Genomic DNA, 15,968 nt, shown 5'->3' with positions numbered 1-15,968 from the left:
CCTTCACCAGGAGCGCCCATGGCATCGGCAGTGGACCGGTACTTCAAGATCAGCGAGCGCGGCTCGACGGTAGCCCGCGAGATCCGCGGCGGCCTCGCGACGTTCTTCGCGCTCAGCTACATCGTGGTCCTCAACCCGCTGATCCTCTCGGGGGCCGACGCGGCCGGAAACCACCTCGGCATCCCGCGGGTCGCGGCGATGACCGCCCTCGTGGCCGGCATCCTGACGATCCTGATGGGCGTGTGGGCCAAGCACCCGTTCGCGCTCGCGACGGGACTGGGCGTGAACGCGTTCGTGGCCGTGACCGTGGCGACCCACCCGAACGTGACGTGGCCGGACATGATGGGCCTCGTGCTCGTGGCCGGCGTGGTCATGTTCGTGCTCGTGCTCACCGGCTTCCGCACCGCGGTGTTCAAGGCGGTGCCCGAGGGGCTCAAGACGGCGATCGTGGTGGGCATCGGCGTCTTCATCGCCCTCATCGGGCTCGTCAACGCTGGCTTCGTGCGACGCATCCCCGACGCGGCCGGGACCACCGTGCCGCTGGGTCTCGGCGACGCCGGGCGGCTCGTGGGCTGGCCCACGCTCGTGTTCGTGGTGGGCCTGGTCCTCACGATCGCCCTCATGGTCCGCAAGGTGCGCGGCGCGCTCCTGATCGGCATCATCGCCGCGACCATCCTCGCGAACATCGTCGAGCTCGTCTTCCACGTGGGCCCGTCCGTGGCCCCGGGCCAGGCCCCCAACCCCGCGGGCTGGTCGCTCGTGGTCCCGGGCCTCGGCAACATCGCGCCCGTGGACCTGAGCCTGTTCGGCCAGGCCAATCCGCTGGGCGCCTTCGCACACCTGGGCACCCTCGGCGCCCTCCTCATGGCGTTCGTGATCCTGCTGAGCATCTTCTTCGACGCCATGGGCACCATGGTGGGTCTGGCCCGCGAGGCCGGCACCATGGACGAGAACGGCCAGATCCCGAATGTGGACCGGGTGCTCCTGGTCGACGCGTTCGGCGCGATCGCCGGCGGCGGCACATCGATCTCCTCCAACCAGATCTTCGTCGAGTCCGGCGCGGGCATCGGCGAGGGCGCCCGGACGGGCCTCGCCTCCGTGGTCACGGGCGCGCTGCTCCTCGTGGCGATGTTCCTGACCCCGCTGATCAACCTCGTGCCGTTCGAGGCCGTGGCCCCCGCGCTCGTGATCGTGGGCTTCCTCATGTTCCAGCAGGTCGCGAGGATCGACTGGCACGACCTCGGGATCGCGATCCCGGCGTTCCTCACGATCGGCCTCATGCCGTTCACCTACTCGATCGCGAACGGCCTCGGCGCCGGCTTCATCTCCTACGTGCTCGTGCGCCTCTTCCAGGGCCGCGCCAAGGAGATCCACCCGCTCATGTGGGCTGTGGCCGCCGCGTTCCTCATCTTCTTCGGGATCGGCCCGGTCGAGAAGGTCCTCGGCTTCTAGGCGTGGACTTTCGCCCTCCCCTTCGGTCAGAGCCTCGGTCTGCATCCCGGGGCACTGTCCGAAGGGGAGGGCTTCTTTCGTGCAGCCTTGGGGTCGGGACCGCCCTAGACCCGGGTCCCGGCAGCGGGCGCCGGCCCGGGCCTAATGCCTTCCGGCAGGCAGGGCGGCGTCGTACGCTGACGACGGCGCCGCGGCCGTACCGCTTGCACCCCCACCTGCGGCGCCAGCACTGGAAGGACCACGCGAATGGCCTACACCGTCGGCTACTTCATCGGCAGCCTGTCCCAGAAGTCGATCAACCGCACGCTCTCCAGGGCGCTCATCCGCCTCGCCCCCGACTCGCTCGCGTTCGAGGAGATCCCGATCAAGGACCTCCCGCTGTACAACCACGACTTCGACGCCGACTACCCGCCGGAGGGGCGGGCCTTGAAGGAGGCGATCGAGCGCGTCGACGCCGTCCTCTTCGTCACGCCCGAGTACAACCGGGACATCCCCGGCGCCCTCAAGAACGCCATCGACTGGGCCTCGCGCCCGTGGGGCACCAACTCGTTCAACCGCAAGCCGTCCGCCATCATCGGCACCTCCCCGGGCAAGATCGGGACCGCCGTGGCGCAGCAGAACCTGCGCGGGGTGCTCGCCTTCTGCAATTCGCCCCAGATGAGCGCGCCCGAGGCGTACCTGCAGTTCCTCCCGGGGCTCATCACGGAGGACGGCGAGGTCACCGACCCGAGCACCGAGGAGTTCCTGCGGCACTTCATGGAGGAGTTCGCCCTGTTCGTGGAGCGGGTCCTCACCGTGCTGCCGCGTCCCTGAGGGCCGGCTGCCGGCGCGCCCGGACGGCGGCGAGCACGCCCAGCGCCAGGCCGAGCGGAAGGGCGACGCTCGTGGCGCTGAGCCATGCGCCGACCCCCTGCCCGCCCTGGACGGCGGCGCTGCCGGCGGCGAGCCCGGTGGCCGCCGAGGCCAGCAGGAAGGCCGCAGCGCCGAGCCCCGGGACGAGCCCCGCGGGGAGCGGGAGGTCTGGGGGCAGGATCCCCCACAGGACCAGCAGCACGATGCCCACTGCGCCGAGGAACACGCGGCCCTCGACCACCTCGCCCCAGTGGTGCTGGGCAGCCGCCTGGGCACAGTCGAGGCCCGGATACGGCGCCTGCAGGACGGCGCAGCGCGCGGCGGTGTAGGCGACCCCAGGGAGGTCGCCGGACACGAACCCTGCGCCCCACAGTCGTCCGAACACCTCGGAGAGCACACCGCTGAGTCCCACGGCGATCGCCCCGAGGGCCGCGAGCCCCACGGCTGGCCGCACGAGCGCGTGCAGCGGCAGGCGGCCGACCGAGCGCAGCGGCGTCCGCAGCGCCGGGGTCACGGCGGCTACGGACCCGAACCGGCGCACCGCCTCCGTCTCGGCTTCCTCGGGCCCGAGGCCCTGGGCTCCCAGACGGGCTGCCGATTCGCGCAGGTGGGCCTCGGCCTCGGCGAGCAGCCGGCGGGCGGCCGCGGGCTCGGCGTCCCTGGCCGCCGCGAAGAGCTCGTCGAGGTAGGCCTCGATGGCGCCTCCGGCTCCCGGCCGCGCGTTCACTGCGCCGCTCCGAGGACGCCGCGGACCCCAGAGGCGAATCCGTTCCATTCCCGCGTCCTACGTTCGAGTTCCGCGCGCCCCGCCGTGGTCAGGGAGTAGACGCGGCGTCGCGCGGCGGCGTCCGCCCACCGGCTCGCGGCCCAGCCCGCCGCCTCGAGCTTGTGGAGCGCAGGGTAGACCGAGCCCTCCTGGAGCTCGAACCGTGCTCCGCTGCGCTCGTGGATGCGCGCGATGAGCGCATATCCGTGGGCCTCGCCCGCACCGAGCGAGGCGAGGAGGAGGAGGTCGAGCTGCCCGTTCACGCCACTGCGTCCCATACCTAGACAATCTAGGTAGCGCACGGCTGGCCCGCAAGGGTCCGGCCCGAGGTCAGCGCGGCGCGGGATCGTGGCGGAGGTATTCGCGCCGGAACGTCCCCGTGCCGGCGGTGAGCCCGCGCAGCTCCACCGCGTACCGCAGGAGCTCGGCATCGGGAACCTCGGCACTGATCTCGGTCGTCTCGCCGGCGGAGGTGGTCCCGGTGAGGCGCCCCCGCCGGGACGAGAGGTCGCTCATGACCGCGCCGACGTAGTCGGCCGGCACGCTGATGGTCACGGCCGAGACCGGCTCGAGCAGCTGGATCCTCGCGGAGGCCGCGGCCTCGCGCAGCGCGAGGGCCCCCGCGGCCTGGAAGGCGGCGTCGGAGGAGTCCACGCTGTGCGTCTTGCCGCCCACGAGGGTCACCCGGATGTCGACCACGGGGAAGCCCTCCGCCACGCCCTTGGACATCTGCGCCCGGACCCCCTTCTCGACGGACTCGACGAACGGCCTCGGGATGGCCCCGCCCACAATGCGGTCCGCGAACTCGAACCCGGCGCCGCGCTCGAGGGGCTCGACCTCGATGTCGCAGATCGCGAACTGGCCGTGGCCGCCGGACTGCTTGACGTGCCGCCCGTGCCCGGCCGCCGGGGCGGCGAAGGTCTCGCGCAGGGGCGTGACGACGTCGACCGTCTGCAGCTTGACCCCCTGGTCGCGCAGCCGGTCCAGCACCACCTCCGCGTGCGCCTCGCCCATGCACCACAGGACGAGCTGATGGGTCTCCGGATTCCGCTCCACCCGCAGGGTCGGATCGCCGGCCGCGACCTTGGCGAGGCTCTTGGCGAGCGCGTCCTCGTCGCCGTGGGAAGCGGCCTCCACGGCCACGGGCATGAGCGGCTCCGGCATCTCCCACGGCGCGACCAGGAGGGGAGTCTCGCGCGCGGAGACCGTGTCCCCGGTCTCCGCGCCCAGCCGCGCGACCGCGCAGAGGTCCCCCGCCACGGCGTGTGGGGCGGCCTGCAGCGTCGCGCCGAACGGGGTGTAGAGGTGGCCCAGCCGCTCGTCGGCGTCGTGGTCCGGGTGGCCGCGCTCGGCGAGGCCGTGCCCCGCCACGTGGACGGGCGTGTCCTCGCGCAGCGTGCCGGAGAAGAGCCGCACGAGGCACACCCGGCCCAGGAACGGGTCCACGGTGGTCCGCACGACCTCGCCCACGAGCGGCCCGTCCGGGTCGCAGCGCAGCCCCCTGACCGGCCTGCCTCCGAGGTCCGTGACCGGGGGCACGGCATGCTCGGCGGGGGACGGGAAGCCCCGACGGATGACCTCGAGGACCTCCGCCGTCCCGATGCCGGCGAGCGCTGCGGTCGGCACGACCGGGAAGAAGGAGCCGCTGGCCACGGCCTTCTCGAGGTCGCCGATGACCGTGTCCAGGCCGATGTCCTCGCCGCCCAGGTAGCGGTCCATGAGCGTCTCGTCCTCGCTCTCGGCGATGATGCCCTCGATGAGGGCCCCGCGCGCCTCGTCCCTGCCGTCGAGCTCCTCGGCGGTGGCGGGCCGCGTCTGGGGCGGCGTGCCCGGCTGCGCCGCCTCGTCAGGGTAGTCCGAGACGGTCCGGGTGAGCAGGCCGAGCAGGCCCGTCGGCGCACCGCCGGATGCCACGGGGACGTAGAGCGGGAGCACGGAGTCGCCGAACGCGGCCTGGCAGCGGGCGAGCGCGGCATCGTAGTCGGCGCGGGGATGGTCGAGCTTGCTGACCACGACGGCGCGCGGCATCCCCACGCGCGCGCACTCGTCCCATAGGGCGGCGGTCGCAGCGTCGACCTCCTCGGCGGCCGAGACGACGAAGAGGGCGGCGTCGGCGGCCCTCAGCCCCGCGCGGAGCTCGCCCACGAAGTCGGCGTACCCGGGGGTGTCCAGGAGGTTGACCTTGGTCTCCCCCACCGTCACCGGCGCCAGGGACAGCGCTACCGAGCGCTGCTGGCGGACGGCCGCGGGATCCGAGTCCCCCACGGTGGTGCCGTCCGCGATCGTGCCCCGTCGCGCGATCGCCCCGGTCGAGGCGAGGATCGCCTCGAGGAGCGTGGTCTTCCCCGCACCCGAGTGGCCCACGAGCACCACATTGCGGATCAACTCCGAACGGTCCGCGGCCCCGGGGGCCTTCGTGGACCCGTTGGTCCCTTTGCCCGCCATGGATTCCTCCTGCTCCTGCTCCCCAGCCGGCCGTGTGGTGTCCCTATCCTGCCCCCGCCGCGGCGCTGAGGCGAGGGGCGGCCGGCATCGAATCCGGGGCCCCGGACATCGAAGGCCGCGGGCACTGGCGTGGGCCCGGTCCGATGCTGTGTGCTGGGAGGATGAGCGAGCCCATAGACATCCCGTGCGAGCCGTGGCTCGGCCGCAACGACGGAGACTCCGCGGAGCACCGCCGCTGGTGGCAGGCCGTGCGGCCCTACACGCCCGAGGCGCTCGCCGCGGCGGCCGCGGCGCACGACGGCGCCCGGTCGCGTCCCGCTGTGCTGCTCGGATTCCGCTCGGAGGAGGGCGTGCGGCGCAACAAGGGCCGGCTGGGCGCGGCCGAGGGCCCGGGGGCGATCCGCGCGGCCCTCGGCCCGCTCGCCTTCCACCTCGACCGGGAGGTGTTCGACGCCGGGGACGTCGCCGTGGTCACCGGCGGGGACGAGTTCCCCGGGGACCTCGAGGGAGGCCAGGACCGCTTCGGCGCGGCACTGGCCGCCGCGCTCGACGCCGGCGCGCTCACCGTGGGGCTCGGCGGCGGCCACGAGACGGCCTACGCGAGCTATGTGGGCCTCGTGCAGTCGGAGCGCACCGGCGGGGCCAGGGTCGGGGTCCTCAACCTCGATGCGCACTTCGACCTGCGCAACGAGGACCGCGCGACCTCCGGGACCCCGTTCCTCCAGATGGCCCGGGCCGAGGCCGCCGAGGGCCGCGAGCTGCAGTACGCGGTGCTGGGGATCTCGCAGCCGAACAACACCCGTGCCCTGTTCCAGCGGGCGGACGAGCTGCGGGTGCGCTACCTGCTCGACGAGTACACGACGAGGGAGACCGCCGAGTCCTTCGTCGAGGACTTCCTCGCGGACCTGGACGCGGTCTACCTCACGATCGACCTCGACGTCCTGCCGGCCGCAGTGGCGCCGGGGGTGTCCGCGCCCGCCGCGGTGGGGGTGCCGCTCGAGGTGATCATCGCCGTCGTGCGCCGGGTCGTGGCGGGCGGGAAGCTGCTCCACGCCGACATCGCGGAGCTGAACCCGGCCTTCGACCTCGACGGTCGCACCGCGCGGGTCGCGGCGCGACTCGTCGCCACCCTCCTCGCATGATTTATAAGTGCCTTATGCAATAATCTCCGCATGCCGTCCGCGCGCCCATCCGATCCGCAGCTCGTGGGGCGATTCTCGCTCCTGCTCGAGCAGCTCGTGCGGCGCCTGCGCACCATCTCGTCCGTGGGCGGGATCAGCACCTCGGCAGCGAGCGCGCTCGGACGGCTCGGGGCGGAAGGCCCCCTGAGGGTCACCGAGCTCGCCCAGGCCGAGGGCGTCTCGCAGCCGGCCATGACCCAGCTCGTGGGCCGGATGACCGCCGACGGGCTCGTGGAGCGCATGACCGCCGCGGGCGACCGCCGCGGCGTCCTCGTGGGCGTCACGGCCCGGGGCCGGGACGTCCTCGGGCAGCGGCGCGCCCGGCGCGTGGCGTTCCTCGACGAGCTGCTGGGCGGCCTCGATCCGGCGGACCGGGCGGCTGTCGCCGCGGCGCTCCCGGCGCTCGAGCGTCTCGTGGGCTCCGATCCGCCGCCCTCCCGCGACCCAGACCAGCGCGAGAACCCGGACCAGCGCGAGAACCCGAGCCAGGAGGAAGAGGACCGCCCATGAGTGCGCACCACGGAAACGCCCCAGCCAGCCCCTTCAAGCAGCCCGGCGCCGTGTGGGCGGTGGCGTTCGCGTGCGTCATCTCCTTCATGGGCATCGGCCTCGTCGACCCGATCCTCCCCGCGCTCGCCTCGGGGCTGCATGCCTCGCCGAGCGACGTCTCGCTGCTGTTCACGAGCTACCTCGTGGTGACGGCGGTGGCCATGCTCGGCGTGGGCTGGGTCTCGAGCCGGATCGGGTCGAAGTGGACCCTGGTCGTGGGCCTCGCCCTCATCGTGGTCTTCGCCGCCCTGGCCGGGACCTCCGGCACGATCGGCGGGATCATCGGCTTCCGGGCCGGATGGGGCCTGGGCAACGCGCTCTTCATCGCCACGAGCCTCGCCGTGATCGTCGCCTCGGCGAAGGGCGGCTTCTCCGGAGCGATCATCCTCTACGAGACGGCTCTCGGCATCGGCATCGCGGTGGGGCCCCTGCTGGGAGGGGAGCTCGGCAGCATCTCCTGGCGCGGTCCGTTCTACGGCGTCGCGGTGCTCATGGGCATCGCCCTCATCGCGACGCTCCTGTTCGTGCCCCGGCAGCCCAAACCGGCCCAGAAGACCAAGCTCAGCGCCCCGCTGACGGCGCTGAGGCACCGCGGCCTGCTGACAATGGGGATCATGGCCCTGCTCTACAACTGGGGCTTCTTCACGATGCTCGGGTACGCGCCGTATCCCATGAAGCTCGGCCCGCACGAGCTCGGGCTCGTCTTCTTCGGCTGGGGCGTCCTCGTGGCGCTCTTCGCCGTGTTCTTCGCCCCGAGGCTCCAGCGCCGGTTCGGCACGGTGGCCGTGCTGTACGCGAACATGGTGGGCCTTGCCGTGGTGATGGCGGTCATCGCGCTCGGGGTGAACCAGCCCGGCGTCGTCATGGTGGCCGTGATCGTGAGCGGGGCGTTCATCGGCATCAACAACACGCTCACCACGCAGGCGGTCATGCTCGTGGCCCCCGTCGAGCGGTCCGTCGCGTCGTCGTCCTACGGGTTCATCCGGTTCATCGGCGGTGGGCTCGCGCCCTTCGTGGCGGGCAAGATCGCCGAGGTCACCACCCAGAGTGTCGCGTTCTGGGTCGGAGCGGCTGCCTTCCTGCTCGCGGTGCCGGTCCTCGCCTCGGGCGCCAGGCTCGTCACCGCGGCCGAGCACGGGGGCGAAGAGCCCGAGCCCGTCCTGCCGGCACTCGAGCCGCTCGGGGCGGCGCCCTCCGGTGAGCGGCCGATCGTCGTGGCCGTCCGCGCCAACCCGGCCGCTGCCGAGGTTGTGGACCGCGCCGCCGAGCTCGCCTCCCGCGTCGGAGCGCCGCTCGAGGTCGTCCACGTCCGCGAGACGGAGATCATCGAGGAGCTCGCCGTGGGCCCGGAGACGGAGGCCGAGGCGCGTGCCGCCGTGGCGGGGCATCTGGACCGCCTTGCCGGCGCGGGCCTCGCCGTCCGGGGCCTCGTCCTGCACAGCGTGGGCGACCACGCGGCGTCGGCCGAGGTGATCGCCCGGCACGCGGCGCAGGTCGGCGCCCGCGCGGTCGTGGTGCGCAAGGTTCCGCACGGCCCGGTGAGCAGGCACCTCGGGGCGAGCCTGGCGGCCGCCGCTGGCGGCGCGGCCGCCCCGGAGCTCGTGGTGGTCGACCTCGAGCCGGAGGCCTCCACGGCGTAGGGCGGCGGCACCGCGGCTACATCGCCTCCTTGACCCCCTTGCGGATGAGCCAGACGTTCGCCGGCCATGCCGTGGCGAAGCCGATCACCATGCCGACCTGCATGAGGAACCAGTACACGGGCGAGTCGGGGTGGAGGTGCGGGCCGGGGAAGAAGACGAACGCCATGAGCGCCATCCATCCGAAGAGCCCCACCTCGAAGGCGGTCAGGGAGAGCACGTCGGCCTTCGCGGCAGCCGCGATCCCCTTCCTGAGGCCGAGCCCGCGCATCGGGGCGATCGCGAAGTACTGGAACGCGAGCCCGAGGAGGACTGCCAAGAGGTAGTCGCCCGCGTATTCCGCCCACAGCGCGGTGCCCGCAATCTGGAGGCCGAGGAGGAAGACCCCGGTCTCGGCGATGATGTCACCCAGCGTGCAGCCCGCGCCGCAGTGGCTGACGCCGACCGCGACCTGGGCCCAGAAGGGCTTCTCCGGGGGCTCGTCGAGTCCGCGGTCCTTGAGCCACCGGGAGCTCGTGGTGCGCCCGTAGCGCCAGTATCCCCACACAGCGACAGGCCCGAGGTAGAGCGCCGTGACGGGCCATACCGCCTCCATCACCCGCATCCGGAGGCGGTGTCCCCGCGCGTAGATGTCGAAGAGGATGACGGCGGCGCTGGCCGCGGCCGCAGCGAGGGATGCCCAGGCGAGCACAGTCAGCCAGATCGGTACCATGATGCTCCCTTACCCATAGGACGACGATGCTGCTCAGGACGAGGCCATGAGCCAGCGCAGCACGTGCTTCGTGTCGAGCCAGCCGGTGAGCACCCCTTCCTCGTCGACCACCGGAAGGCCGTCGGTGTCCGCGGCGGCGAGCACGAGGTCGACGCCGTCGGAGAGCTCGTCCGCCTCCCGCAGGGCGCCGGCCGACTGGGCGAGGTCTCCCGCGGTGAGGCCCTCGACGTCGTCGTCCTCGAGGCCCTCGGCGAGCACCGCCGCGGTGACGACCCCGGTGAGCCGCCGCGCGCCGTCGACCACGGGTGCCGCCCGCTCGGCCGACCCCGCGAGCAGCGCGGCAGCCTCGCGGACCGGCAGGGTCGCGGCGAGGGGCTGCGGCGGAGCCGTCATCGCCTGGGCCACCGTGAGCCCGTGGAGCGCGCCCCGCTGCTGCGGCGCCGAGAGGTCGATGCCCCGCCGGAGGAGCTTGCGCGTGTAGATCGTGTCACGGCTGGCGAGCGCGGACACGGCGGTCGCAACGAGGACGGCGAGCAGGAGCGGCAGGATGAGCGAGTACTCCCCCGTGAGCTCGAAGATGATCAGCCCCGCAGTGATCGCGGCCCGCGTCGAGCCCGCGAAGACGGCGCCCATGCCAACGAGCGCGAACGCACCGGTCTGCCCGGCGAGGGACGGCATGGCCGCGGCGGCGATCTGGCCGAACGCCGCCCCTGTGGTGGCGCCGATGAAGAGGGAGGGAGCGAAGACGCCGCCCGAGCCGCCGATGCCGATGGTGAGGCTCGTGGCCGCCATCTTCGCCACGGTCAGCAGCAGCAGGAACGGCAGGGCGTAGTGGCCGAGGATGCTGTTCTGCAGCACCGGATAGCCCACGCCGTACATCTGCGGGAGGACGAGGAGCAGGCAACCGAGGAGAAGGCCGCCGACGGCGGGGCGCAGCCACTCCGGTCCGCGCCAGAGCCAGTCGCAGGCGTCCTCGATCGCATAGAGGACCTTGGAGAAGAGGACGCCGACCCCGCCCGCCACGAGCCCCAGGAGCGCGAAGACGAGCATCTCGCCGGGGTCGGAGACCGTGAAGGCGGGCAGGGGCAGGAACGGGTAGTTTCCCAGCAGGGATCGCCCGACCACCGAGGCGGCGATCGAGGAGAGCATGACCGCGGCGAAGGACCGCGCGGCGAAGTCGCGGAGGATGAGCTCGAGGGCGAAGAAGACGCCGGCGAGCGGCGCGTTGAACGTCGCGGCGATGCCGCCGGCAGCTCCGCACGCGACGAGGGTGCGCAGCTGGGACTCGGAGAATCCCGCGAGCGTCCCCAGACGCGAGCCGAGGGCGGACCCGATCTGGACGATCGGCCCCTCGCGCCCCACCGAGCCGCCCGAGCCGATGGTGAGTGCGGAGGCGAGGGCCTTCACCACCGCGACGCGCCCCTTGATCCGCCCGCCCTTGCGCGCGACGGCGTACATCACCTCGGGCACGCCGTGCCCGCGCGCCTCTCGGGCGAACAGGTGCACGAGCGGGCCGTAGACGAGGCCTCCGACCGCCGGGGCGAGGACCACGAACGCCGGGCCGAGCCAGGGGACCCAGTGGTTGGCCGGATTCCCGGTCGTGGCGGCGTAGTCGGCCGTGCCGGAGAAGATCTGGGTGGCGCCGACGATGAGCCAGCGGAAGCCGACGGCGGCGAGCCCCGCCCCGAGCCCCACCAGCACGGCGAGGGCCACGAGGTACAGCGAGCTGACGCCGACCCGGTCTCCGACCGCACGGGCGGCCGACCTCCAGCGGGCACCGCGGACGGATGCAGACGGCATGGGCACCTCTCCTCATGTGCAGTGCAACAACATTTGCACAAATGCATGTTTCTTCTCCAAGAGGTTAGCATGGGAGGCGTGGAGGACGAGAGGCATCAGCGCGACCGGGAGGCAGGCGGACCAGGTCCGGGAGGCGCGGACGCCGACGTCGAGGCGGTCATCCGGGCCTCCAGGGCGCTCCTGGGAGTCATCGCCACCTCGGTCACCGAGGCGCTCGAGACCGTGACCCTCCCGCAGTTTCGGGTGCTCGTGGTGCTCGCGAGCTCCGGGCCGCTGCCCATCGGTGCCGTCGCCGGCCGCCTGAACGCCGTGCCGTCCACCTTCAGCCGCTTCTTGGACCGGATGGAGGATGCCGGCCTCGTGGCACGGAGCCCCAGCCCCGGCAGCCGGCGCGAGATCCTCGTGCAGCTCGCGGAGGAGGGCGCTCGGATCGTCCACGAGGCCACGCAGCGCCGACGGGAGTCGGTGGCGGAGATCCTCGGCCGGCTCGGGCCATCGGAGCGCGCCGCGATCGTCGCAGCACTGGATACCTTCTCCGCGGCGGCCGGCGAGCCCTCGCCCGAGACGATGCTCACGATGGGCCTCTGACCGGCGGCGGCGCACGGGAACGCGAAGGGGCCCGCACCGGTAGGTGCGGGCCCCTTCGCTTTGCGAGCCTCTGCAAGGCAGCCGCAGCGGCGAGCGGTGGCTCAGCCGCGGCGGACGATCACCCCGTCCGACTTCAGGCACAGCTGGCGGTCCTGCGGGCCCTGCGGAAGGATCCAGAGGACATTCCCGCTGAGGGAGACCTCCTCGACCGTCCCGCGGGCCACGACCTGCGCATGCCGGACCACTTCGACAACCTCCCCCACTGCGAGTTCGGTCCAGTTCTCGACCGGCGCCTGGTACGCGCCGCGCCGGGAAAGTACCGCTCCACGTGCCTTCATTGCCTCTTCACTCCCTTGTGCAGAAACCTGCTGCCCGTTGTTGTTCTGTGATCCGAGCCACGCCTTCATGGCCCCAGTGTGGTCCGCGCCACCGCGGACACCTCTTTCTATCGGGTTCCCCGGCGCGTCGCCATGTAGGGTCCGACCACGATTCGCGGGAATCGTTGTGCACCTTTCCAGCGCGCGCCGGGGTGAGCCCCCGACCGGACGTTCCCGTGCGTCAGCGGAGGCCGCCGACGGCGGCACTCACCGCCGCGAGCAGCTCGCCCCTGGCGAGCACCCGGTCCGCTTCCTCGAGCTCGGGGGACATGAACCGGTCGGAGCCGGGGCCGGCCACCGTGCGGCGGAGCACCTCGAGCGCCGCGGCGCCGCCGGGCCCCGGGACGAGTGCGCCGCCGGAGGCCTCGGTGCGGAGGTCGATGGCGCGCGCGGCCGTGACGAGCTCGATCGCGAGCACGCGGCGCAGGTTCTCCACTGCCTTGCGGAGCTTGCGCGCGGCATGCCAGCCCATGGACACGTGGTCCTCCTGCATTGCCGAGCTCGGGATCGAGTCCACGGAGGCCGGGACGGCCAGCCGCTTGCAGTCCGAGACGAGCCCGGCCTGGGTGTACTGGGCGATCATGAGGCCGGAGTCCACGCCCGGGTCGTGCGCGAGGAAGGCCGGCAGGCCGTGCGAGCGGGCCGGGTCGAGCATGCGGTCGGTGCGCCGCTCGGCCATCGAGGCCAGGTCCGCGACGGCGATCGCGAGGAAGTCGAGCACGTAGGCGACGGGGGCGCCGTGGAAGTTGCCGTTGCTGGACACGCGCCCGTCCGGCAGGACCACCGGGTTGTCGATCGCAGCCTCGAGCTCGCGCTCGGCCACGGCCTGCGCGTGGGCGATCGTGTCCCGCACGGCGCCGGCCACCTGCGGCGCGCAGCGCAGCGAGTACGCATCCTGGACGCGGGAGTCGCCCTCGCGGTGCGAGGCCACGATCGCGGAGTCGCGCAGCACGGCCAGCATGTTGGCCGCCGAGTCGGCCTGGCCCGGGTGCGGGCGCAGCGGAGCGTGCAGCTCGGGGAGGAACACCTGGTCGGTGCCCATGAGGCCGTCGACGGACAGGGCCGCGGTGACGTCCGCGGTCGTGACGAGCTGGCGGAGGTCCGCGAGCGCCATGAGCAGCATGCCGAGCATGCCCTCGGTGCCGTTGACCAGGGCGAGGCCCTCCTTCTCCGCCAGCACGATGGGCTCGATGCCGTGCTCGGCGAGCAGCTGCGCGACGGAGCGCTCGCCCGCGCCGCCGCACCGCTCGCCGTCGGGCCCGAACGCCTCGCCCTCCCCCATGAGCACGAGGGCCACGTGGGAGAGGGGGGCGAGGTCGCCCGAGCAGCCCAGCGAGCCGAACTCGCGGATCACGGGCGTGATGCCCGCGTTGAGCAGCGCCACGAAGGTCTCCAGGACCACGGGGCGCACTCCGGTGCGGCCCGAGGCGAGGGTCTTGGCCCGCAGGAACATGAGGGCGCGCGCCACCTCGCGCTCCACGGCCGGGCCCATGCCGGCGGCGTGCGAGCGGATGAGCGACTTCTGCAGCTGGGTGCGCTTCTCCTGCGGGATGTGCAGGTTCGCGAGGGCTCCGAACCCGGTGGAGATGCCGTAGGCGGGGACCTCGGACGCGGCGAGCTCCTCGACGTGGGCGCGGACGCGGGCTACGGCGTCGAGCGCCTCGGGTGCGACCGCCACGGTGGCGTCGTGGCGGGCGACGGCGACCACGTCCTCGGCCGTGAGGCCGTGGGTGGAGAGCGTGACCTGGGTGGGGAGGTGGGTCTCGGGGGCGGTGAGGGTCATGTCCGTGGAGTCCTTTACTGGGCCGAGCCGGTGGCCGGGTTCATGGGGATCTTGACGCCGCGCTCGGCGGCGACCTCGGCGGCGCGCTCGTAGCCGGCGTCGACGTGGCGGATCACGCCCATGCCCGGGTCATTGGTCAGGAGGGCGGTGAGCTTGGCGGCCGCGAGCTCGGTGCCGTCCGCGACGGAGACCTGGCCGGCGTGGATCGAACGGCCGATGCCGACGCCGCCGCCGTGGTGGATCGAGACCCACGTGGCGCCGGAGGAGGCCGCGGTCAGGGCGTTGAGGAGGGGCCAGTCGGCGATCGCGTCGGAGCCGTCCTTCATGGCCTCGGTCTCGCGGTACGGGGACGCGACAGAGCCGGAGTCGAGGTGGTCGCGGCCGATCACGATCGGGGCCTTGACCTTGCCCTCGGCGACGAGGCGGTTGAAGAGCAGGCCGGCCTGGTGGCGCTCGCCGTAGCCGAGCCAGCAGATGCGGGCCGGGAGGCCCTCGAACTCGACGCGCTCCTCGGCGGCGTCGAGCCACGTGTGCAGGTGCTTGTTCTCGGGGAAGAGCTCCTTGATGGCTGCATCGGTGACCTTGATGTCCTCCGGGTCGCCCGAGAGGGCCACCCAGCGGAACGGGCCGAGGCCCTCGCAGAAGAGCGGGCGGATGTAGGCGGGGACGAAGCCGGGGAAGGCGAACGCGCGCTCGTAGCCGCCCTTGCGGGCCTCGTCGCGGATCGAGTTGCCGTAGTCGAAGACCTCGGCGCCCGCGTCCTGGAACTCGACCATGGCCTGGACGTGGCGGGCCATCGCGTTCTCTGCCTTCTTGGTGAAGCCCTCCGGATCGGCCTCGGCCTCGGGCTTCCACTGCTCCACCGTGTACTCGGTCGGCAGGTAGCTGAGCGGGTCGTGGGCGGAGGTCTGGTCGGTCACGACATCCACGGTGAGCTCGCCGGCCCGGTGGCGGCGGAGGATCTCGGGGAAGACCTCGGCGGCGTTGCCGACGTAGCCCACGGACCAGCCGCGGCGCTCCTCCTTGGCCCTGCACACCTTGGCGATCGCGGTGCCGAGGTCGGTCTCGACCTCATCGAGGTAGCGCTTGCCGACGCGGCGGCGGAGACGGGTCTCGTCGACGTCGACGATCAGGCATGCGCCGTCGTTCAGGGTCACGGCGAGGGGCTGGGCGCCGCCCATGCCGCCGCAGCCGCCGGTGAGGGTGAGGGTCCCGGCGAGGGGGCCCTCAGTGGAGCCCTGGGCGGGGGCCGCGGGATGGCGGCCCTCGGCGATGAGCTTGCGGCCCACGGCGGCAAACGTCTCGTAGGTGCCCTGCAGGATGCCCTGCGTGCCGATGTAGATCCACGAGCCCGCGGTCATCTGGCCGTACATCGTCAGGCCCTCGGCCTCGAGGCGGCGGAACTCGGGCCAGGTCGCCCAGTCGCCCACAAGGTTCGAGTTGGCGATGAGCACGCGCGGGGCCCAGACGTTGGTGCGGAAGACGCCCACCGGCTTGCCGGACTGCACGAGCAGGGTCTCGTCGTCGTCCATGTCCTTCAGCGTCGCGATGATCGCGTCGAAGGCCTTCCACGAGCGGGCGGCGCGGCCGGTCCCGCCGTAGACGACGAGCTCGTCGGGGCGCTCGGCCACCTCGGGGTCGAGGTTGTTCATGAGCATGCGCATCGGCGCCTCGGTCTGCCAGGACTTGGCAGTGATCTCCGTTCCGCGGGGGGCGCGGACCGGGCGGGCGCCGGTGGTGAAGTCGGCCTTGGCGGCGGGGCTGGTGGTCTCCGTCATCGTGACTCCTGCGTCGTGATGGGTGGGTGTCTGCTGGACCGTTCGATC

At 72.7% G+C, this 15,968-nt stretch carries 14 protein-coding genes; 6 read left to right on the top strand and 8 right to left on the bottom strand.

Features of this window, described 5'->3' with window-relative positions; genetic code table 11:
- The first annotated feature begins 18 nt into the window (after positions 1-18).
- Both ACYVKZ_RS15535 and ACYVKZ_RS15530 read left to right on the top strand, forming a co-directional pair.
- Positions 19-1,452, top strand: coding sequence for an NCS2 family permease (locus ACYVKZ_RS15535; RefSeq protein WP_460993120.1), 1,434 nt, complete (start codon positions 19-21; stop codon positions 1,450-1,452).
- Between the two features lie 246 nt (positions 1,453-1,698).
- Complete coding sequence (locus tag ACYVKZ_RS15530) at positions 1,699-2,265, top strand: NADPH-dependent FMN reductase (protein ID WP_460993119.1); 567 nt, start codon at positions 1,699-1,701, stop codon at positions 2,263-2,265.
- Here ACYVKZ_RS15530 and ACYVKZ_RS15525 read toward each other — a convergent pair.
- The 3 genes from ACYVKZ_RS15525 to ACYVKZ_RS15515 are packed head-to-tail and all read right to left on the bottom strand — an operon-like array spanning position 2,243 to position 5,515.
- On the bottom strand, positions 2,243-3,031 hold the full coding sequence (locus ACYVKZ_RS15525; protein WP_460993118.1) for a permease prefix domain 1-containing protein: 789 nt from the start codon (positions 3,029-3,031) through the stop codon (positions 2,243-2,245). The two genes, ACYVKZ_RS15530 and ACYVKZ_RS15525, sit on opposite strands and share 23 nt — an antisense overlap.
- The gene (locus tag ACYVKZ_RS15520) at positions 3,028-3,348 is read right to left on the bottom strand and encodes a PadR family transcriptional regulator (RefSeq protein WP_460993117.1); all 321 of its coding nucleotides are present in this window, start codon (positions 3,346-3,348) and stop codon (positions 3,028-3,030) included. The genes ACYVKZ_RS15525 and ACYVKZ_RS15520 overlap by 4 nt, the downstream gene beginning before the upstream one ends.
- A 52-nt stretch (positions 3,349-3,400) precedes the next feature.
- Entirely contained in the window at positions 3,401-5,515 is a 2,115-nt protein-coding gene (locus ACYVKZ_RS15515; RefSeq protein WP_460993116.1) for an elongation factor G-like protein EF-G2, read from the bottom strand.
- Positions 5,516-5,676: 161 nt separating this feature from the next.
- Between ACYVKZ_RS15515 and hutG the strand changes: the two genes are divergently transcribed.
- The 3 genes from hutG to ACYVKZ_RS15500 are packed head-to-tail and all read left to right on the top strand — an operon-like array spanning position 5,677 to position 8,885.
- Positions 5,677-6,657 carry a formimidoylglutamase gene (gene hutG / locus ACYVKZ_RS15510; protein ID WP_460993115.1) on the top strand — a complete coding sequence of 327 codons (981 nt, stop codon included), beginning with the start codon at positions 5,677-5,679 and terminating at the stop codon, positions 6,655-6,657.
- Positions 6,658-6,687: 30 nt separating this feature from the next.
- Complete coding sequence (locus ACYVKZ_RS15505) at positions 6,688-7,206, top strand: MarR family winged helix-turn-helix transcriptional regulator (protein WP_460993114.1); 519 nt, start codon at positions 6,688-6,690, stop codon at positions 7,204-7,206.
- A complete protein-coding gene (locus tag ACYVKZ_RS15500) occupies positions 7,203-8,885 on the top strand; it encodes an MFS transporter (RefSeq protein ID WP_460993113.1) in 1,683 nt (560 codons plus the stop codon). Before ACYVKZ_RS15505 ends, ACYVKZ_RS15500 begins: the two co-directional genes overlap by 4 nt.
- A gap of 16 nt (positions 8,886-8,901) precedes the next feature.
- Here the strand turns inward: ACYVKZ_RS15500 and ACYVKZ_RS15495 are convergent, their stop codons facing one another.
- Together ACYVKZ_RS15495 and ACYVKZ_RS15490 are read right to left on the bottom strand one after the other, a co-directional pair.
- The gene (locus tag ACYVKZ_RS15495) at positions 8,902-9,594 is read right to left on the bottom strand and encodes a DUF4396 domain-containing protein (RefSeq protein ID WP_460993112.1); all 693 of its coding nucleotides are present in this window, start codon (positions 9,592-9,594) and stop codon (positions 8,902-8,904) included.
- Between the two features lie 33 nt (positions 9,595-9,627).
- Complete coding sequence (locus tag ACYVKZ_RS15490; protein WP_460993111.1) at positions 9,628-11,394, bottom strand: chloride channel protein; 1,767 nt, start codon at positions 11,392-11,394, stop codon at positions 9,628-9,630.
- Between the two features lie 78 nt (positions 11,395-11,472).
- On the opposite strand from ACYVKZ_RS15490, the gene ACYVKZ_RS15485 reads away from it, so the two are divergent.
- Positions 11,473-11,982, top strand: a complete 510-nt coding sequence (locus ACYVKZ_RS15485) for a MarR family winged helix-turn-helix transcriptional regulator (protein WP_460993110.1) — start codon at positions 11,473-11,475, stop codon at positions 11,980-11,982.
- Between the two features lie 101 nt (positions 11,983-12,083).
- Here ACYVKZ_RS15485 and ACYVKZ_RS15480 read toward each other — a convergent pair whose 3' ends face one another.
- From ACYVKZ_RS15480 to ACYVKZ_RS15470, 3 genes are all read right to left on the bottom strand, one after another.
- On the bottom strand, positions 12,084-12,320 hold the full coding sequence (locus ACYVKZ_RS15480; RefSeq protein WP_460993109.1) for a hypothetical protein: 237 nt from the start codon (positions 12,318-12,320) through the stop codon (positions 12,084-12,086).
- A gap of 220 nt (positions 12,321-12,540) precedes the next feature.
- On the bottom strand, positions 12,541-14,142 hold the full coding sequence (hutH, locus tag ACYVKZ_RS15475; protein WP_460993108.1) for a histidine ammonia-lyase: 1,602 nt from the start codon (positions 14,140-14,142) through the stop codon (positions 12,541-12,543).
- Positions 14,143-14,156: 14 nt separating this feature from the next.
- Positions 14,157-15,920, bottom strand: coding sequence for a urocanate hydratase (locus tag ACYVKZ_RS15470; protein ID WP_460993107.1), 1,764 nt, complete (start codon positions 15,918-15,920; stop codon positions 14,157-14,159).
- Between the last annotated feature and the right edge of the window lie 48 nt (positions 15,921-15,968).

It is taken from the genome of Sinomonas soli, from assembly GCF_054782415.1.
The sequence above is the reverse complement of the archived record's forward strand: the minus strand, read 5'-3'. Positions and strand labels throughout refer to the sequence as shown.